Source organism: Trueperaceae bacterium (assembly GCA_002707365.1).
In the GTDB taxonomy this organism is placed as follows: domain Bacteria; phylum Deinococcota; class Deinococci; order Deinococcales; family Trueperaceae; genus UBA6957.
This window is the reverse complement of record PAMQ01000010.1, coordinates 49,362-68,858: the sequence shown is the minus strand read 5'-3', so window position 1 is coordinate 68,858 and position 19,497 is coordinate 49,362. Positions and strand designations below refer to the sequence as shown.

The following is a 19,497-nucleotide window of genomic DNA, read 5'->3' as shown; positions in this document are numbered from 1 at the left end:
CTTACCAACATGGGTCGCCATCTCTAATCTCAGTTAATTATTTCTCAGGCTCCCTGGTACGCCATGTCAAGGAGTTGAACGGTGTGGTAGGTCGGAATTGCGTAACCTTGACGTTTAAGATGAATGCCTAATTGTGTTAGGCAACCAATGTTCCCGGACGCAACGGCTTCTGCCCCTGTGGAAATTACCGACTCAGCTTTTCGGCGACCCAACTCGGCAGCATTATCTGGTTGTTCTAGATTATAAGTTCCTGCAGAGCCACAACAGATTTCAGGATTAGCTAGTTCGACTAAATCAAGGTTTCCAATCAGACCCAGAAGTTCCCGAGGGGGGATCGTAACCCCTTGGGCATGGGCGAGGTGACAGGCATCATGATAAGCAACCTTAAGTGGTTGAGGAAGATCCGGGGGCCGGATTGGACCAAGATCAGTAAGGAAGGCACTAATATCCATAGCCTTTTGGGATAGCGTTTTAGCGGCTTCCTCCTCAGGCTCACCAGCAAGCCAAAGTGGGTACTCATGGATACCAGAGCCGCAACCAGCAGCATTGGTGATGATAGCGTCCACATCGTTCGGTAGTACCTTCATGACACTCTTCGCGAAAGCCTTGGCCTGCTCACCAGCACCCGTGTGTGCAGAAAGCGCACCACAACATCCCTGATCATGAGGAAGTACAACCTCGACACCATTACGAGCTAGGACCCGAACAGTTGCCATATCGATTTCTGGATCGAGAACTTTTTGGGCACATGTACGCAAGAGCATCACACGGGCTCTACGGCTTCCTTGGGCTGGAACCAACTCAGGTAATGGGAGGGAAGAAGGTACACGGTTAGGAAGTAGGTCTAGTGCTCCTCGTAGAGCACGTGGGGCTAGGTTGCGGAATGGGCGGGCAAATTGACCTAATCTTGCCAACGGTCGAAACCGTCCAGGGTATGGGAGGGTAGAGAGTACTACTTTTCTAAGTAGGCGTTCAATCCAGGGACGTTCGCGAAGAGTTTCGGCCTGCATTCGGAAGGGAGTAAGCAGGTCACCATATTGCACACCAGAGGGACACGAGGTGACGCAGGATAAGCATCCTAAGCAAGGGTCAATGTAGGGCGTGATTTCATCAAGTTCGAGGGTGCCGTCTAACACCTCTTTCATTAAGAGTATGCGGCCACGGGGACTATTCATCTCTTCGCCTGTTAAAACATAGGTTGGGCACCCAGGAAGGCAAAACCCACAGTGAACGCATCTGTCGATTGCACCCGACATCGCCTCGCTTTGTGGGCCTGCATATTCCATCGTATCTCCTATCTTGATCGCCTAAAAGCCTTCTAAGGCATTACGCATATCTTCACCGTTTGTTTTCCACCAATTGTGGAGTATTGAAATATCGGTTCCTATCGAGAAGTGTCGGACGCCCATATCAAGGTAGGCACGAGCTTGGTCAGGACTACCGATTTCTGCGCGAGGAGGAACTCCCATCTTGATGGCCGTATCAAAAACATACTGCTTGGCCTTTATAACATCTGGGTGTTGCCCCTGACCGGGATACCCAATGCTCATGGAATAATCCGATCCGCCCCATTGGATCATGTCAACTCCATCGATTTCGAGGATCTCTTCGAGATCGTCAACAGCACCCTTTTTTTCTATCATTAGGACAACGACGATTTGGCGAAGAGCCTCAACGTATTCTTGTGATCCGCCGTACCCCATGTAAGCAAAACGCCTAGTACCAACCCCATACGTGCCGCCGTCCTCTGGAGTATCAGCCCTGGCGATAGAGACACATTCGCGTACCTCAGCAGCATCACGACAGTCAGCAAACAGGAGGCTCTGAAAACCGGAACCTATGGCCCGCTGAGCAATGAATCCTCGAGGTTCCTGGTCAACTTTGATCATCGTAGATAGGTTGAAGAGTTCTGCCGCACGGGCAAGGTTGTCTAGATCGTGCAGATCAAACGGACCGTACTCAGCAACGAATTCTACGTAGTCATAGAGACCGGTGTGACCAAGAGCTTCTATTACTGAAGGCCACGTACTGTGGATATGGGTACCGAGGGTCGGTCGGTCCTCTGTAAGTAATTGGCGAAAGGTGTTAGGTCTCATTAGCTACTCCTTCTCCCGCGATAGTAGGGCATTAGCTTTTCCCAGCTTCAAAATCATTTTCTGTGATGACGAACTTTTCTTTCGGATCTAGTACGGATGTCACACGACTCGCAAAAGCGCCACCTGGCACCCGACCCAGCAGGGGCCGTGACCAGCTCCCACGCAGAGTCACTGCTGAGAGAGCATCTGGAGCGAGGAGTCTCTCAAGGGCCTCCTCACCAAGAACTTTTGGCCAGGCAAAGTACGCAACATTACCAGCTACGCTATATCGACGAGGCACATTCACAGTAAGTTCTGAGACACGTTTTTCGATAGCACTGAGTTTAAAAGGGTTAGTGGGAATTTTCACTAGACCGTAGTCAGCTGGTACCCAAGAAAACTCACGAGCTTGTTGCCAAATATGCGAGTCAGATTCATCCTGAAATGATTTTCCTGATTTCCCTATATCCTCCTGCAAAACCATAAGACGTGCTGGTAAAGCCTCAGCAAATCCGCTTAAACGAAGCCAAAGAGTTGACGGGGGTTCTAGTTCCAGGCTGCTTAGTTCGTATGGACCTGAAGCTAGGGTATTCATAGTACCCACCGCTTCCTTAAAAGATCCCAACTCAAGCTTGACAGTAGCAGCTGCTTCAGGAGCAGGAAACACTTTAAAGGTTAGGTCGACAAGAATCCCAAGGCATCCCATAGCTCCGACCATTAATTTAGGAAAATCAAAACCAGCAGCGTTTTTAACAACCTTTCCACCACCCTGAATCAATTCACCATGACCGTCAACGAAGCTAACGCCAAGCAGGAAATCACGCACCCCGCCGAACCGGAGCCGACCCGGCCCAGAAAGGCCGGAGGCAACTGTGCCACCAAGTGTTGCACCTGCAGCGACCAGTGGCGGGTCAAACGGGAGGACCTGGCTCTTTTCTGCAAGTAAAGCCTCAACCGTTGCGACCGGGGTGCCGGAAAGAGCTGTTAACGTATACTCATCAGGATCGTATTCAATAACACCGGATAGATCTGTCATTGTTAGATTACCTGAGGTTGATAGTGCTGGTTTACTACCACCCCCCACCGGACGTACTCTTTCACTCTGACGAACATAGTTCTGAAGCGCTTCGAGTTTTTTATTACGATCGGTAGTTTCAAAAGTCATCTGGTCATCACTATAGTCAACCGCGAGAGATGACGCCCTGCTGTTCTAAGGGGTGATGGTTAGTGGGAGGCCTCTGTTTTCCTGACGCTATTGCAAGCATTTTCCCACGGTTGGCGATTTCTGTCGGATCTATTGATCTACGCAGATTAGTCATTAGGTTCATCTCGATAGGACCGAATTGTTTAGACAAGTAAGCAAGTTTTTCCATTCCCACGCCGTGCTCACCTGTAATTGAGCCCCCAAGATCGACACAAAGAGTAAGTATCTCACCAGCCAACTCCTCAGCCCTTTCAAGCTCACCCTCCCGACTACTGTCAAAGAGAATTAGTGGGTGAAGGTTACCGTCACCAGCATGAAAGACATTAGCTACGCGTAACTCGTATTTCTTAGAAAGCCGCCTAATCTCTCCTAGTGCCTCACCGAGGCTACCGCGTCTCACCACACCGTCTCCGACAATGTAGTCAGGGCTGAGGCGACCAACCGCAGAAAATGCACCCTTTCGTCCCTTCCATATACGCTGTCGCTCTGCCTCGTTCTGCGCTACGCGCACCTCAGATGGACCTGATGCATCAATCACGGCCATCAACTTCGGAAATTCCACTTCCACCTCAGCTTTAGGCCCCTCTAACTCAACAATAAGAAGACCCTGAGCATCAGATGGGTAACCAGCTTGGACTGCAGCTTCAGCTGCGTCCATGGCAAGCCGGTCCATGATTTCCATAGCACCCGGCAACAATCCGGAAGCAACCACGCTTGCAACAGCTTCGCCAGCTACAGTGAGATCTTGGTACGCTGCGAGAATAGTACGGTAATTATCCACCTGGGGCAAAAGTCGAAGAGTGACCTCAAGAGCAATTCCAAAAAGACCCTCCGAACCAACGAAAAGACCTGCGTAATCTGGACCGGCATTCTCAAGGCTTTCACCACCTAACTCCACAATTTCCCCGTCTGGTAGGACAGCTTTAATAGCAAGCACGTGGTTAGCGGTCATTCCGTACTTCAGACAATGGGCGCCACCAGAGTTGAAAGCAACGTTTCCGCCTATCGTGCAAACTGGTCCAGATGAGGGATCAGGAGCGTAGTAAAGGCCATGTGGCGCAGCCGCAACCGAAACCTGTCGGTTAATCACTCCTGGTTCCACTACCGCAAGTCTAGATTCCGGATCAAGATTAAGTATTTTATTAAGCTTATTAAGGGCAATTACCAAACCCCCCTCTATGGGCAAGGACCCACCAGAGAGGCTTGTGCCGGAGCCACGAGCCACAAAAGGTACTCCATGTAAGTGGCAAGCCTTGACCGCCTCAACCACTTCATGCTGCGATTCGGGGATAACCACTGCACCAGGTCTAGACTTGAAGACCGTAAGGCCATCAGACTCATAAGTAGCTAGTTGGGCCGAATGACAAAGTAATCGTTCGGGTGGAAAAGTCAACTGCAGAGATTCGATCAGTTTTTCGATTTCCATTTTTATCGAAGATTCCCCCCAATAATCTGCTTTAGAGATTATCTTTTTTTCGGGTAGCGTTAGGTATTCAGGTGGAAAAAGGAACGGTGCGAACTACAAGCTGCACAGTAATATCCCAAGGATCCCGTAGGAAAACTAGTCGATTCCCAGCAATCACCTGTATGTCTCCTTCTTGACGAGCTCCCGCTTCCACGAGTCGAGTGATTTCTCCTTCGAGATCGTCAACTGTAAACGCTAAATGAAAAGTAAACGGATTTATGGCTCCGTAATCAGGTACCTCAGCAATAGGGTTGCTGTAAAGTTCAATCATCGACCCTTGCCCATCACTTAAGAAGTGGATGTAAGGTTCAGTGTCATTAGCCAAAACTATTTTCATTCCCAAGTGCTCTTGGTACCATACACAGGCCTCTTTTGGGTTAGAAACATTTAGGGCGATATGCTCGAGTTTCATTTATTCCTCCTGGGTAAGTGATTCATTCCTTTAGAGAATATCCTTACTAGAATTGAGTATCAAACCTCATGGAACGCCAATGCTGCTAACTCAACAATCTTTTCAATATCTGAGTCTTCATGGGCATGAGATAAAAAAGCTGCTTCATAGGGACTGGGTGGCCAGTAAACACCAAGTGCCAAAAGGGCATGGAACCAGCGACCGAAGGCGTTTTGATCCCCACTCTGAGCACCAGCCATGTTATTGACGGGTCCTTCGGTGAAGAAAACGGTCAACATGGAACCGACACGGTTAATTGTGACTTTCTTACCTGCACTTTTAGCTCCATCGAGTAGGCCAGCCTCGAGGTCAGCACCTCGACCGTCTAGCGTCTCGTAAAGTTCAGGTAAGGACGCAACAGCATCTAAAGTGGCAATTCCCGCAGCCATAGCCAACGGATTTCCAGAAAGGGTGCCCGCCTGGTAAACCCTGCCAACTGGCGAGATGTTGTCCATTAAATTAGCTGAACCCCCATAGGCTCCTACTGGAAGACCGCCACCTAGGATCTTTCCCCAACAAACCAAGTCAGCATCTATGCAATAGCGTTCGATCGCTCCACCAGGAGCTATTCTGAAACCTGTCATGACTTCATCTACGACCAGTAAGCTGCCGTGGGCAAGTGTAATTGCACGCAACCCGTCTAGGAATCCCGAGTTTGGTGGCACAACACCCATGTTCCCAGCGACAGGCTCAACAATGACCGCAGCAATTCTATCCGGCCAACGTTCAAATAAGTTTCGGACTGAATCAAGATCATTGTATGTTGCAACAAGGGTGGTACCAGCAACCGCAGCTGGTACGCCATCACTTGACGGGACTCCCGTGGTGAGAGCACCTGAACCTGCAGCGACCAATAAGGAATCGGCATGTCCGTGGTAGTTTCCCTCAAATTTTATTGTTAGGTCACGCCCAGTGTGCCCTCTGGCTAACCGTAGAGCACTCATTGTTGCCTCAGTGCCTGAGTTGACAAAGCGAATCCGCTCGCAATTAGGGTAATTTCGTAGGACTCGTTCTGCGAGTTCAAGTTCAAGTTCTGTTGGGGCCCCAAAGCTTGTACCGTTAGCGAGAACCCTTTTGATTGCTTCGAGAACTGCAGGGTGAGCGTGTCCCAGAATCATTGGACCCAATGACCCGACAACGTCAATAAATTTATTACCATCCGCGTCCCAAAGGTAGGATCCTTTTGCCCGATCAATAAAACGGGGAGTTCCCCCGACACTCCCGAAAGCTCTGACAGGAGAATTCACGCCGCCAGGTATGAGTCTTAACGCGCGCTCAAATAGGGTGATGGATTGGGAATTTGTCTTGGTTGTCAATTTGGAAAATCCTCTCTGCCAATATTTTTTCGATCAATTAGTGGTTTTCAGTAAATGCTTTTTGTTTTGCAACTATTTGGGGTGATTGGATTTAGGATTTTTCTACATTGTGCGTTTTTACAGCCGGGGCAACGAAGCTTGTACTGCTTAGTGCAGGCGTCGTGCGATTCTAGGTGTTCTAGAACTATCTCAGCTAGTGCGTCTTGGAAAATTGGAAGGCCATTGAGTGCAGGCGCTCGGTAGAAGTTGATAATCCCTGATTCATGAGCTAATCCGCCATATTCTATATCAAGCTCGTGGAGGGTTTCGATGTGATCTGAGGTGAAAGCGATCCCAACCACTAATACGTGCTTTTTATTCTTGGTACCCAATGCTCTTATAACGTGCTCGGTTGAGGGCCCAAGCCATGGTACGGGTCCAACATCGGATTGATAAGCCAGAAGATACTCGTGGGAGAATTCAAGTACCTTCATTACTTCATGGACGGTCGCTCCTACTTCCTGTGGGTAGGCGTCACCTCGATTAATCACACTCATAGGTAAAGAGTGGGCACTGAAAACAATTACTACATCATCCCTAGCCTCAACTGGAAATAGATTAAGTCCCTCGACTACTGTCTCTTTCATGGCCTCCACGAAACGGCGGTGGGCAGGCCAACGATCAATCACGCTCCATGTAAACTTATTCTGTAAGTCGAGACGCGATACCTCCCGCCAGAGCTCGTTCAGGGATGAGCCAGTAGTCGAACAGGAAAACTGCGGATACTGTGAAAAAGCTATAGCGCGCTCTACGCCTTTGTGCGCCATAGCTTTGAGAGCTGTCTCTGATAGCGGCTCGGCGTAGCGGAATGCTGTGTAGAAATAATGAGGCGCGGTACTTGGGGATAAGCTATCCAGCCGCTGACACATACCGCGACCCTGTTCCTCGGTCCATTTAAGGATCGGAGAACCTCCCCCAATTTCACTATAGTTTCTCCGTACCTTTTGTAATCTCTTGCGGGCAAGAAACGGGCCCAAAAAGTTCTGTACAGGTAAATTGATAAGTTCTTTGTCTTTAAACAAGCGATGGAGGAACGGTTCTACTTCAGGTAGATCTCGGGGTCCACCCATATTGAGAAGAACAATGCCAGTGGGCCCATCACTCATTCGCCTCTCCTATAGTTTGCATTCGTATCGCTTATCCAATCACGCGGCTGAAAAAACCTGAGGGTTTCGACCTCTGGACTACCTGGATTAGGAATAAGGTCAAAACGCCATGCAGCTAATGGTGGCATCGACATGAGAATCGCTTCGATATTACCCCGGGTCTGAAGACCAAAAAGGGTTCCTCGGTCATAAACAAGATTAAACTCCGCGTAACGTCCACGTCGGTAAAGTTGCCATTCCCGCTCCCGTTCACTATATAGAGCCTTCTTATGCTTCTCGACTAACGGAAGGTAAGCTTCATAGAGCGTTTCTATGCCATCTGCGGTAAATGCGTATTCCTCTTCAAAATTACCCTCGTCTGGGGCGCTAAGGGTGTCGTAGAATATGCCTCCTACGCCCCGCATTTCGTTACGGTGAGGAATAATGAAGTAAGCATCACAGGTAGTTTTGAACTTAGAGTAATCAGCTACTTGGTGACGGTCACACAACTCAAAAAGCTTGCTGTGAAAGTAGTGTACATCCTCTTCGAACGGATAGCTGGGCGTCAAATCTGCTCCTCCGCCAAACCACCAGGCTACTGGTTTGTTCCCTAGTTGGTGAACAACCTCAAAATATCTAAAGTTGGCGTGAAAGGCTGGAACAAAGGGGTTTCTTGGGTGAATCACCACACTTAGGCCAGTAGCACAAAACGGAAGGTCGCTTACGATAGGGTGTCGCTTTGCCAAGCTAGGAGGGGCCTTTCCCCCATGCACGACTGAAACATTAACACCGGCACGCTCGAAAATAGAACCGTTCTCAAGGAGGTAACTTCTACCACCTCCTCCTCCAGGACGATCCCAAGTGTGCTCGTTAAATTGTTGATCTTGGTCAATTTCCTCAAGAATTTGAACTAGTCCCGCTTGAGCTGTCTGCATAAGTTCAACAACCCGTCCTCCAACACCGTTGTTAGGAAAACTCAGCATTAGATTGCTTGTTCCGCCCCGTGCCTTTTAAAAGCACGAACTGTATCTATTAAGATGTGCAACTTGTCGGGGTTAGTCTGCCGAAGAATGCCGTGTCCAAGATTAAATATGTGGGGACCACCGAGCCCAGCTTGGAGTACCTTTTGAGCAACTCGGATTAGGCGATTACGAGGTCCTAGCAGTTCAGCTGGATCAAGATTACCTTGCAAAACCTTATTGCGGAGTTGCGGACGAACATGGTCTAGTGGATGACGCCAATCAACCCCTACAACTTCACAGGATAGAGAATTAATCTCATTGTAAAGATGGCCGCCGTTAACGGTGAAATAGGTACGAGGAATGTTAAGACTTGCGAGTGATTCTAAGACCTGCTGATTGTACGGTGCGGCAAATTGTGCATAGGTTTTCGCATCGAGCAACCCAGCCCAAGAATCAAATAACTGAACGGCTTGGGCACCAGCTCGCACCTGCATCTGTAGGTATCGTGAAGTAACTAGAGAAAGTTTTTTCAGAAGTGTGTGCACTATTTCAGGAGCACTGCGCAATAAACCTCGAAATTCCGCAAAATCTTTACTACCACTACCCTGAATCAAATACGCAGCAAGTGTCAGAGGCGCTCCGGCAAACCCGATTAATGGGACTTGGGATACATCTCGGATACAAGAAATGGTATCGGCTACGAATGGCGCAATCTCGTCAGAGTGCGGGATGCGTAGAGACTCCACAGTTGCTGCTGAACGTATTGGACTTTCAATGACAGGACCAGGCACAAAATCTATTTCAATGCCCATTGCTGGTAAAGGGGTCATGATGTCGCTGAAAAGAATAGCAGCATCCAACTGAAATCGCTCTACCGGGTGCATAGTAACTTTTACTGCTAGGTCGGGTGTGCGCACTAGTTCCCAAAAGGAATATCGTTCCTTGAGAGCTCGGTATTCCGGTAGATAGCGTCCTGCCTGGCGCATTATCCAGACCGGAGCACGTTCAGTATCTCGACCTCGAGCAGCATCTAAAAATAGGCTCATTACAAAAAGATAGTCCAAATAATAAGATTCGTTTCGTTTGTCAAGAAGCATTCTCCTCTTTTGTTCTTTGGGGTGTAAATCGATAACCTACACCCCAGACGGTATGGAAGTATATTGGTTTAGAAGGATCAGGCTCAAATAGTCGTCGGAGTCTCATTACGAAGTTATCAACCGTGCGGCTTGCAGGGAACGCATCATTTCCCCAGACCCCATCAAGAATGTCATCGCGACTTACGACCTCGCCAACTCGTGAAGCAAGAAGTCGAAAGATTCCAAGTTCACGCTCACCGAGTAAGGCCTCACCCCCTCCAGCTAGATGTGCTGTCCAACTTCGGTAATCAACTCGATGGCCGCCGAAGTTAAAACCCATTTCTGGCAAGGCTACGTTGTTACTCTGCTGCCTCCGGAGGAGGGATTTTATGCGTAAGAGCAGTTCTTCCAAATGAAACGGTTTAGCTAAGTAATCATCCCCACCAGCAACTAATCCTTCTACTCGGTCTTTAGCCTGACTACGAGCGCTTAGGAATAGGACAGGTGTCTGATCTCCTTGAGCACGAAGTCGACGACAAAGATCCACCCCGTTGATGCCCGGTAACATTACGTCTAGAACAACTAAATCAGGGGGAGAATCACTCCAGGAACGGTATGCGATTTCACCATCCGTTGCCGTCGTAACACTGTAACCCTCGTGCCGGAGGTTATCACTCAACACCGCAGCTAGGGTATTCTCATCCTCAACAACAAGCACAGTATAGGTTGTCATATAGCCTCCTCGACTGTGGAAACATTCTCGTCAGAACGACCAATCGACAAGCGCCGGGGTAGAACAACTGTGAATCGAGCCCCACGCCCTACTGGGTTGGGTACGGCCCGCACCCAACCGTTCATTGCCTCTGTAATTGAGCGGACCAGATAAAGGCCCAGACCAACACCCGGAGTTGAACGGGTCATCTCCTCACCAGCTCGATAGAAACGTTCAAACAAACGTGACGCCCCACTTTCTTCAAACCCAATACCTTGGTCATCAACGTGCAGATAGATTACGTTCTTCGTGCTCTCTAAAGAAACCAAAACTTGCTTCTCTTGGCCGGGACTATATTTGACTGCGTTATCAAGTAGGTTATTTATCACTACACCAAAGGCAGCTTGGTCTATAGAAACTGGGAGGGCTTCAGCACTAGCTAGGAACGTTAGGTTAGCGCCTCTCGCCTCAATTCCTCTGCGAGCTTCATTAATTAGAGCTTCGAGAACCTGATTAAGATCTGCTGCTTCAAGAATAGGTGGTTCTTTTGCCTGCTCCAGTCGGGCACTGGCAAGGACTTGTTCGCTAGTACGATCAAGCCGGTCTAATTCTTCTTCCATATTCCCTAAATACTCATCTAGCTTCTTGACAGATAGATCCCGTAGACGCGCAGTTTGCACCAATAACCGCAAGGAGGAGAGGGGAGTTTTAAACTCATGGGTTATAGCGGAAAGGAAATTATGTTGGCGCTGTTTAAGCTCACGTTCAGCCCACATGCTCCTGGCAATAAAAAAAAGTAAAGATAAAACTACGAGAGCAAATACTGGTCCTTCAAACGAAAACATTCGGATGTATCCCCTCTGTGCGTTCTGAAATGACTTAAGGGACACTTCATTGATCTTAAAGCGGTAATCAGACTCATTAAAACGGAGATGGGGATACTGTTCCAACAAATGTAGTTTTAGGTTTAGATCGTCGCTCGAGGCTAACAGCAGGGATGTGATTTCTGCATCTCGTTGCCAGGATGTGAATTGATCACGACTTACTTTATCTATGTACCGACTCTGAAATATTCCCCACCAAGCAACCTGCACCAATAGAAAAATTGCAATCACTATAAAAGCAATCGTGATGTAAGTCCTAGAAGCACCTGACCGTGTACGAAACAGTAGTGTCGACTTCCGCTTCAAAACAACCAACCTTTTTCAAGGACCTCTAGCGCGTAATAGCTGACAATCAGATCAGCACCTGCACGACGTATAGACAAGAGTGATTCACGAACTGCAGCAGCCTCATCGAGAACACCAGAAGCAGCTGCGCCCTTCAACATAGTGTATTCACCAGAGACCTGATATGCCGCTAAAGGTAAGTCTGTAACACCTCTTATTCTAGTTAAAACATCTAGGTAAGGTAGGGCGGGCTTCACCATTAGTACTTCTGCTCCCTCAGCCTCATCCAGAGCAGCTTCAATCAGTCCCTCACGTACATTTCGTGGATCCATTTGGTAGCTCTTTCGGTCCTCTGGTATTTTTTGGCTGAAACGTTTGATTTCTGTAACTGGAGATGAACCGGCTGCCTCCCGGAATGGACCATAAAACGCCGAAGCGTACTTTACGGCGTAAGAAAATATTCCTACATCATCAAAACCACTCTTATCTAGAGTATGGCGAATCGTCGCAACCCGACCATCCATCATGTCTGATGTGGCTACGAAATCAGCACCCGCCTCGGCATGAATAAGTGCCGTACTGGCAAGTGGTTTGAGGCTAGCATCGTTATCAATACGAATCCCCCTGGGAGTCTCGGTTAAAAGACCACAATGCCCGTGATTCGTATATGCACAAAGACACACATCCGTAATGAGAACAATATTGGTCCCAAAATGCTTTCGGATTTCTCTAAGAGCCGTAGGGACCGGGCCATGTGGGTCATAGGCCGCAAGACCATCAGCCGACTTAAGGTCTGAACTAACAACACCAAAAAGAAGCACCGCCCGAATACCGAGTTCAAGTGCATTCTCCAGGCGCGGTAGTAATTGATCAACGCTTAGTCGATTTACGTTAGGCAAACTAGAAACTGGTTGAATCTGATCTCGGCCGGACACTACGAAAACGGGTAGTACTAGCTGATGTGGATTTAGAGATGTCTCCGCAGCTAGTTCCCTTAACGCAGCTGTGCGTCGAAAACGACGCGGCCTTCGCCGCAATTCATCCTGGTAAACAACTTCAGTAGTCATTCTGTTCTCCGTGATTGGTGAACCGCTTGTACAATCGCAGTCCGAGACGGAGCCCTAGCCTCAATAGGTACAAACCCTCGATCCCGGACTGCTCGGCTTGTACTTCTCCCAATTGTTATTAGAGTCGAGTCCCCAGCTACTCTAGTTGGCAAAGCTTTCACAGCAGAGGCGCTGGCGAGAATAACAGCATCAACCTCGATGTCTTTAGGCCATCCTAGGGTAAGAGTCTCGTATACCTCCAAAGTAACCACTTGATGTCCAGCAATCTCAAGTCTGCGACGAAGCCAAGGGGGGGAGAGAGTTCCAAGGGGTAATCCAACTGGGCCTTTAAAGTTCGATATTGAAGTGTGCTGAAGAAAGAGGGTGGCTAAACCTTCAGCATTAGGAGGAGCACCAACAATTTCTGCCCTCCCTCCCGCTCGCTCAATCTCTCTTGCAGTAGCGGGACCGACAGCCCCTAGGCTAGGTCCTGAAAACGACAGTTCCAGAGCACTCCAAGCCTCCACTGCGGAGCGGCTAGAGAATAACAGCCATGGAAATATTGAGAAGGCATGACCTTGTCGACGAACGTCATCACATAATCTAGGTTGGATCTCTAAAAGTGGTACCCGGACCACCGTTAATCCTAGAGAAGTTAATTCTTCTCCTAAACCCTCTAGCCTTCCTTGTGCCTGGGTAAGCGCCACCCGCACTTTATTTTACCTCCCCTGTTGAATGTGGCGTTGGTCGACCAAGTGCGTCATAGGCTAGCATTGCAGCACCCTCCGAATTGGGATGTTCTACCACCACACTATTTCCCTCATACCAAGCACAAAGCGTAATAAGGCCCTGATTAAAGGTGGCATGTGCTCCAAGTGCAACTTGACAACCCCCTTGCAACATCGCCAGTAGGCCCCGTTCAGCAGCTACTGCTCGATAACCACTTGGGTCATGCAATTCAGTCAAAAGGCTTGCCATGTAGTAATCATTACGACGTATCTCTAAAGCCAGGGCTCCTTGAGCAGGTGCTGGAACAAATATCCGTGGATCAAGTAATTCCAACTTCAGATCAACTGGTTCATATCTTAGTCTCTCTAGAGCAGCTGCAGCTACCACAATGGCATCCAAATCTCCGTTCCGGAGCTTGTCGATACGTGTGGGAACATTACCTCGGATTTCTGATAACTCAAGGTCCTCTCTTAAGCTAAGTAACTGTGCTTTTCGTCGCGCAGAACTGGTTCCTACGCGAGCCGAGAGTTTTAGGGGGAGGCTATTGCCTTCAGCTTTGAATTGTTCAGGGCGAACGAGAAGGGCATCGCGAGGATCTGCTCGAAGAGGGACCGCAGCCACCTCCAAGTCCAATACTTGGGCTGATGGCAAATCTTTATATGAGTGTACTGCGAGATCTGCTTCACCATGTAAAAGAGCCTCCTGAACAGCCTTTACGAAAAACCCCTGACCGTCCATTTCCGGAAATGGACGGTCGTCTATATCTCCTTGAGTATTAACCGGAATTATTTCAATGGAGCAATCTTGGCGCTCAATCGCATCTTGGATCTCTTCTACCTGCCGAATCGCTAGGGCACTTGTCCGACTCGCGATTCGGATATGGCCGCGTTCGCTGGTCATTATTCTGTTAGGCCACTCTCAGCAAGAAAAATTTGTGCCGCCTCTGGACCATACTCTCGGGCCAGCGCCCGAAGACCCCTAATAGGAGCATAAGAGACTCTACGGGCAAGTCGGTGGTACTCCTCCTGGGATAATGTCACCTCTGGATCTAGCTCTAAGATAGTAGCTTCGATAGTTTCCCCAATCCAATCTTGTAAGCGCAGTATGGAAGGAGCTGCTTCTCTCTCACTCCACATCGCCATGGCCTCAGCTACATGTTCCATCACAAGGCCTTCTGCCAGAGCAAGCTGTTCTTTTAATTCCTCACGCCGCAGAATCCCAGCATCTCGAAGAGTATCAACATCGAGCACCTTAATTCCCTGAGTGCTGGTAGCCCCTTCCTGCACATTTCGTGGCAAACCCAGATCAACTATCAACTTGAGGTTAGGAAGACAGACTAGTGAACCTTGTGTTACTAGGTCGCTGACCTTGGTAGCACACACCAGAACATTAATGTCCGAACACTCTGCCGGAAAATCTGTCAAGCTTCGGACTTTCACGTTAAGTGAATTTGCAACTTGAGCAGCGCGTTCAACGGTACGGTTAAATAAAGTTAGGTGGATCCCATCCATACGAGCCAGGATTTTAGTAGCAATTGAACCCATCTCCCCTGCTCCTAAAATGGCAGCGGCCGACCCGGGAGTTAAGTACCTCTCTATCTCAGGACGCGCCAAACTAAAGAGGGAAGTATCCACCGGTGCTAGGACTACATCTTTACGAACCTGTTTAGCCACACGAAGCGCTGTTTCAACGGCGAATGCTAAAGTACCGTTCATAACTCCTCTACCCTTAGCTTCTCTGTAAGACTCACGAACCTGCCCCATGATTTGATCCTCACCAGGGTTGAGGGAATCTATCGAAGTGGCTACTAGAGCTAGGTGCTCAATGGCGGCTTCTCCTAGAAATGCATAGGGTCGTTTATGACCAGAGACAGTTAGAAGTCTACGTGCGGAGTCCAAATCCATTCCTTCAGGAAGAATCATGATGACTTCCCATCGGTTACAGGTTGCAATAATGACGAAAGAATCAAAACCAAGTTGGCCGAGAATTTGAGTATCAAAATTCTCTTGCCACGCCTCCAAGGCCACAGCACCACCCCTGCGGTGCGAAACCCCTATTAGCGCAAGCCTATTCACGATCAACTATCGTAGGGCTCCCTAAGCGAAAAATGTGTCACGAAAGTGTCATCAAGCTAGTCAGTAAATATGATCAGCGCTGAAACTCTGATTTAAAGATCAAATTAGTACCTATAAACATACTCGTAATCGGGAGTAAAAAACACGTGGTTACCTCATATATTTATAACCCTATAGCCTCGTGCACCAAGTAGAGTTGATGAGGCCATTATCAAGTGATATAGCTAGGCTTGGGAAAGATGGAGTTACTCCAAAAAATCCTTTTCGGCAATAAACTCTTCTAAAAAACCTTCACCATTTCAGGATTGTAGAAATATTCATTCCACTAACTTACGAGTCGCTTCAGGCTGCACAAGACAGCACATTCCTCATATATTGGTGTTCGATGCCCTCAGTATCTATTATCGGTGGCGGTATAACTGGCCTAGCTATAGGCGCTTTTTTGAAACGTCTTGCACCGAACATCTCTATTAACCTCTTCGAAAGGTCTCGACAAGTTGGTGGAAGAACTAGATCAACCACAGAAAAAGGTTTCACGTTCGACTGGGGTCCTAATGGTTTTTTATCTACAGATACAACTAAACCATCTCCCATCCTAGATTTGGTGAAAGCAGTTGGCCTTTCCGAAGATCTTGTACAAGCTACTCCTGGATCCCAACGCCGATACCTTTTTTACGATGGGGGACTAAGACCCATCCCAACTTCACTATCAACTTTTCTTGGTTCCGAATTACTCACTACTTCAGGGAAATTCCGTGCTTTGCTCGAGCCGGTCTTTGCCTCACGTTTCAAAGGGGAAGAAACAGTATACGAATTCCTCCAGCGGCATTTTGGTACTGGGTTCGCCAATACCTTCGCGGACCCACTGGTAATAGGTCATACCGCAGGTAGCGCCCTAAAACTAAGCCTCGACGCGTTATTTCCTCATATTCGCCAGTTAGAATCCAACCACCTTAGTCTAATCCGTGGTTTTAACTCACAAAAACGACACCCAGATAGAAGAGCCACCCTTACTAGTTTTCTAGAGGGGGGAATCCAGAAGCTCATAGATGGCCTCAATGCAGATTTGAGGAAAGAAATAACCACAGACGCAGAGCTTATAGCTTTGGAAAAGAGTTCATCTAATCGGATCCGGCTAAGGTTTAAGGAGGGCACTGAGTTCATCACTGATAAAGTTGTTCTTGCCACACCAGCCTTCGTCTCCGGGAAATTACTCAAGACACACTTACCAGATGCCGCACAATTACTAGGATCAATTCCTTACGCTGGCGTCCGGGTCTTTGCGCTTGGGTATGACCGTATAGAAGTACCTCGACCTATGGATGGATTTGGTTTTCTGGTACCCCGGAACCAGGGGGTTAGCGCCCTAGGTGTTCTCTGGAGTTCTTCTATCTTCCCTAATCGAGTAAGCAAAGGAAAGGTGTTGTTGAACGTATTTACAGGCGGGACACATGACCCCAATATTCTTTCTCTCTCGACAGAAGAAGCCCTTAAACTAGTACAGCGTGATCTGGAAATCACAATGGGCATCACTGCTTCCCCCCAATACACTGGAGATATTAATTGGCCACAAGGAATTCCCCAATACTTATGTGGACATCAGCAACTAGTTAAACAGATCGAGATAGCCTTAACAGACTTTCCTGGCATCACCCTGGCCGGTGACGCCTATCATGGAATAGGACTTAACTCTTGTATACAGGACGCACACAGGGTAGCTACTACTTTAGCCTCCGAATTAACACATGATTTTTAAATATTAATGGTGGCCGACTATCCGGATTAAGGTGCCAAGAACTTTGATTTCCAGGGCACTTTTACCCTTGATGCTAACCAGCGTAAGCAATCTTCACCACAATGCCGCTTAAAATGCTACAATGCCGAGCTGCCGCAGTTAGCGTAAAAAACGCGAGTGGCCTGAGATTCTAAGCCGAGCGAGAGTAGATGCCGGGTAAGTTACTCGGCCTAAGCCAAATTTCGGAACTATTTAGGCTCAGTAGGATGTGGAGGAGGTGAACGATGCAAGAAAATGCTCAGTACGATTTGAACGTAATTCTTGACCCAAATCTTAGTGAAAGCCAGTTACAAACGGAAAAAGACGCTATCACGACCCAGATTGAACGTTCCGAGGGTGAACTGATTAAAGTTGATGAATGGGGAAAGCGACGGTTAGCCTACCCTATTCGAAAAATTGATGACGGCTACTATTTGATTTATTGCCTTAGGTTACCTAGTGAAACACCAAAAATCATCGAAACCGCCTTGCGCCAACGTGACAACGTTATGCGAGTTTTGGTAGTCAAGGATCGACCGGAGTGGAAGACCCTAAAAGTCACCACTACCGAGCCAGTAGGTGACCCTAACTAAGAATTTCACAACCGCTCACCACTCTTCCTATGAGGAGATGATTTTATGGCACGAGGACTCAATAATGTCTACCTAGCTGGCACGCTTACACAAGCCCCAGAACTACGGTATACCCCTGCAGGACTAGCAATTCTGGAGTTGAACTTAGGTGGGAATGATAATGTTATTGGTGATGATGGTCAGTTGCGAGAACTTGCCTGGTACCACAGGGTAACAGTCTTTGGGAATGCCGCTGAAGCATTGGTTAATCAGGTTGAAGCAGGAACACCTGTTTTTGCTGAAGGTAGGTTAGACTATCGCAGTTGGGAAAACTCTGAAGGCCAACGACGTACTGCTTTGGACGTAAAAGCATTACGAGTTGATGTGCTCAATTTTGGTGCGCGACGTGGTGACACGACAGTTACAGACACACGTGGACAGCACCGCTTACGCGATGCTCTAAACGAGGTTGTAATCGTAGGTAATCTCACTCGTGATGCCGAACTTAGGTACACACCATCGGGTAATGGAGTAACTCGGTTCAGCGTGGCTGTCAATGAGCGCTATAGGGATCGCAGTGGCAATGATCAGGAACGGACTCACTTCATTGATGTGAATGTGTGGCGTGACCTGGCCGAGGCATGCGGTGAACTGGCGAAAGGAGATCCCGTATTTGTAAAAGGTCGTCTTGTAAACGACTCGTGGACTGATAAGGAAGGTAACCGCCGATACTCAACGCGCATCGAAGGGTCGCGCGTTGAGTACCTGGCCCGCGGTCCCGGCGCTGGTGGAGCCGGTACCCGCCCTGAACCTGAAAACCAGGGCGTTCAGGCGAGTCAGCTAGATATTGATGAAGAGTTCCCACCGGAAGAGGATTTACCATTTTAGATGCCAAAAGAACGGGATAATAACGATCGAGATCGTAGGACGCGTAGAGGTGCAGGAGGCCGACGAGGCCGACGCCCAAAGGTATGTCAATTCTGTTCGGGAGATCTTGAGATAACTAACTACCACGACCAAAGAATGTTGCGAAGGTTTATCTCAGACACTGCTAAGATTCTACCGAGGCGGCGAACAGGTGTGTGCGCAAAACACCAAAGACGTCTAGCAACAACAATTAAGCGAGCTCGTATGCTAGCCATCATTCCAATCACTCAAAAATTGGTTCGCAAATGAACATAATACTCCTTGAACCAGTCGATTCACTTGGCGAAGCGGGGGAGATGGTAACAGTCCGGGACGGCCATGCTCGGAACTGGCTGATACCACAAGGTCTCGCCTTACCAGCAACAGCTGCTAACGAGGCTGAGCTTAATACCCGCTTAGCCCAACGAGCTAAGCAACTGTCAGAGCGTAAATCTGATGCTGAACGCCTCAAAGAACTGCTTGGAGAGGCGAAATTAGAGATAAAAGTACGAGCAGGTGAGGAACGTATTTACGGCTCAGTTGGTAACCGCGATATTGCCGATGCCGTGCAAGCATTTTTTGATGTAGAAGTGGATAGGCGGAAAATAGTTCTCCAGGAGCCAATCAAGGTTTTAGGGGAGTATTTGGTAGCTTACCGGCCACATCCCGAAGTAACAATCAACCTTAATGTTCTAGTTAGTGCTGAGGAAGAATAAGAAGAAACCGTTCAACTAAAAATGACGCTAGTAAAAAGTACGGGCAGCAAACTCTTCCCTTCTAGGGTAGGGGTTGCCGCCCAACCCATGGAATAACCTTTTTATCGTCATTGCCAGCTATCCGC

General features: G+C 48.3%; 20 protein-coding genes. 5 read left to right on the top strand and 15 right to left on the bottom strand.

Annotation, left to right across the window (positions count from 1 at the left end; translation table 11 throughout):
- Positions 1 to 44 precede the first annotated feature (44 nt).
- From CMO31_04635 to CMO31_04565, 15 genes are all read right to left on the bottom strand, one after another.
- The gene (locus tag CMO31_04635; GenBank protein ID MAZ53288.1) at positions 45 to 1,286 is read right to left on the bottom strand and encodes a 2-hydroxy-acid oxidase; all 1,242 of its coding nucleotides are present in this window, start codon (positions 1,284 to 1,286) and stop codon (positions 45 to 47) included.
- 21 nt (positions 1,287 to 1,307) lie between these two features.
- A complete protein-coding gene (locus tag CMO31_04630) occupies positions 1,308 to 2,096 on the bottom strand; it encodes a 2,4-dihydroxyhept-2-ene-1,7-dioic acid aldolase (GenBank protein MAZ53287.1) in 789 nt (262 codons plus the stop codon).
- Between the two features lie 31 nt (positions 2,097 to 2,127).
- Positions 2,128 to 3,240, bottom strand: coding sequence for a 2-hydroxy-acid oxidase (locus tag CMO31_04625; GenBank protein MAZ53286.1), 1,113 nt, complete (start codon positions 3,238 to 3,240; stop codon positions 2,128 to 2,130).
- Positions 3,241 to 3,256: 16 nt separating this feature from the next.
- On the bottom strand, positions 3,257 to 4,705 hold the full coding sequence (locus CMO31_04620) for an FAD-binding oxidoreductase (protein ID MAZ53285.1): 1,449 nt from the start codon (positions 4,703 to 4,705) through the stop codon (positions 3,257 to 3,259).
- 67 nt (positions 4,706 to 4,772) lie between these two features.
- On the bottom strand, positions 4,773 to 5,156 hold the full coding sequence (locus CMO31_04615; GenBank protein MAZ53284.1) for a hypothetical protein: 384 nt from the start codon (positions 5,154 to 5,156) through the stop codon (positions 4,773 to 4,775).
- Positions 5,157 to 5,215: 59 nt separating this feature from the next.
- The gene (hemL, locus tag CMO31_04610) at positions 5,216 to 6,511 is read right to left on the bottom strand and encodes a glutamate-1-semialdehyde-2,1-aminomutase (GenBank protein MAZ53283.1); all 1,296 of its coding nucleotides are present in this window, start codon (positions 6,509 to 6,511) and stop codon (positions 5,216 to 5,218) included.
- Positions 6,512 to 6,558: 47 nt separating this feature from the next.
- Entirely contained in the window at positions 6,559 to 7,656 is a 1,098-nt protein-coding gene (gene hemH, locus CMO31_04605; GenBank protein ID MAZ53282.1) for a ferrochelatase, read from the bottom strand.
- Positions 7,653 to 8,618, bottom strand: a complete 966-nt coding sequence (locus tag CMO31_04600; GenBank protein ID MAZ53281.1) for an oxygen-dependent coproporphyrinogen oxidase — start codon at positions 8,616 to 8,618, stop codon at positions 7,653 to 7,655. Before CMO31_04600 ends, hemH begins: the two co-directional genes overlap by 4 nt.
- The gene (locus tag CMO31_04595) at positions 8,618 to 9,643 is read right to left on the bottom strand and encodes a uroporphyrinogen decarboxylase (protein MAZ53280.1); all 1,026 of its coding nucleotides are present in this window, start codon (positions 9,641 to 9,643) and stop codon (positions 8,618 to 8,620) included. Before CMO31_04595 ends, CMO31_04600 begins: the two co-directional genes overlap by 1 nt.
- Before the next feature lie 40 nt (positions 9,644 to 9,683).
- On the bottom strand, positions 9,684 to 10,406 hold the full coding sequence (locus tag CMO31_04590; GenBank protein ID MAZ53279.1) for a DNA-binding response regulator: 723 nt from the start codon (positions 10,404 to 10,406) through the stop codon (positions 9,684 to 9,686).
- The gene (locus CMO31_04585) at positions 10,403 to 11,575 is read right to left on the bottom strand and encodes a histidine kinase (GenBank protein MAZ53278.1); all 1,173 of its coding nucleotides are present in this window, start codon (positions 11,573 to 11,575) and stop codon (positions 10,403 to 10,405) included. Before CMO31_04585 ends, CMO31_04590 begins: the two co-directional genes overlap by 4 nt.
- Positions 11,572 to 12,621: a porphobilinogen synthase gene (locus CMO31_04580; protein MAZ53277.1), complete on the bottom strand. Its 1,050-nt coding sequence runs from the start codon at positions 12,619 to 12,621 to the stop codon at positions 11,572 to 11,574. The genes CMO31_04585 and CMO31_04580 overlap by 4 nt, the downstream gene beginning before the upstream one ends.
- Positions 12,618 to 13,313, bottom strand: a complete 696-nt coding sequence (locus CMO31_04575; GenBank protein ID MAZ53276.1) for a uroporphyrinogen III synthase — start codon at positions 13,311 to 13,313, stop codon at positions 12,618 to 12,620. Before CMO31_04575 ends, CMO31_04580 begins: the two co-directional genes overlap by 4 nt.
- Before the next feature lies 1 nt (position 13,314).
- On the bottom strand, positions 13,315 to 14,229 hold the full coding sequence (locus CMO31_04570) for a hydroxymethylbilane synthase (GenBank protein MAZ53275.1): 915 nt from the start codon (positions 14,227 to 14,229) through the stop codon (positions 13,315 to 13,317).
- A complete protein-coding gene (locus tag CMO31_04565; GenBank protein MAZ53274.1) occupies positions 14,229 to 15,404 on the bottom strand; it encodes a glutamyl-tRNA reductase in 1,176 nt (391 codons plus the stop codon). Before CMO31_04565 ends, CMO31_04570 begins: the two co-directional genes overlap by 1 nt.
- 385 nt (positions 15,405 to 15,789) lie before the next feature.
- On the opposite strand from CMO31_04565, the gene hemG reads away from it, so the two are divergent.
- The 5 genes from hemG to CMO31_04540 all read left to right on the top strand — a co-directional run bounded on the left by hemG (position 15,790) and on the right by CMO31_04540 (position 19,372).
- Positions 15,790 to 17,160: a protoporphyrinogen oxidase gene (gene hemG, locus CMO31_04560; GenBank protein MAZ53273.1), complete on the top strand. Its 1,371-nt coding sequence runs from the start codon at positions 15,790 to 15,792 to the stop codon at positions 17,158 to 17,160.
- 263 nt (positions 17,161 to 17,423) lie between these two features.
- The gene (gene rpsF / locus CMO31_04555; GenBank protein ID MAZ53272.1) at positions 17,424 to 17,771 is read left to right on the top strand and encodes a 30S ribosomal protein S6; all 348 of its coding nucleotides are present in this window, start codon (positions 17,424 to 17,426) and stop codon (positions 17,769 to 17,771) included.
- Between the two features lie 45 nt (positions 17,772 to 17,816).
- Positions 17,817 to 18,638, top strand: coding sequence for a single-stranded DNA-binding protein (locus tag CMO31_04550; GenBank protein ID MAZ53271.1), 822 nt, complete (start codon positions 17,817 to 17,819; stop codon positions 18,636 to 18,638).
- A complete protein-coding gene (rpsR, locus tag CMO31_04545) occupies positions 18,639 to 18,926 on the top strand; it encodes a 30S ribosomal protein S18 (protein MAZ53270.1) in 288 nt (95 codons plus the stop codon). It abuts the gene before it with no gap.
- On the top strand, positions 18,923 to 19,372 hold the full coding sequence (locus CMO31_04540; protein MAZ53269.1) for a 50S ribosomal protein L9: 450 nt from the start codon (positions 18,923 to 18,925) through the stop codon (positions 19,370 to 19,372). The genes rpsR and CMO31_04540 overlap by 4 nt, the downstream gene beginning before the upstream one ends.
- Positions 19,373 to 19,497 lie beyond the last annotated feature (125 nt).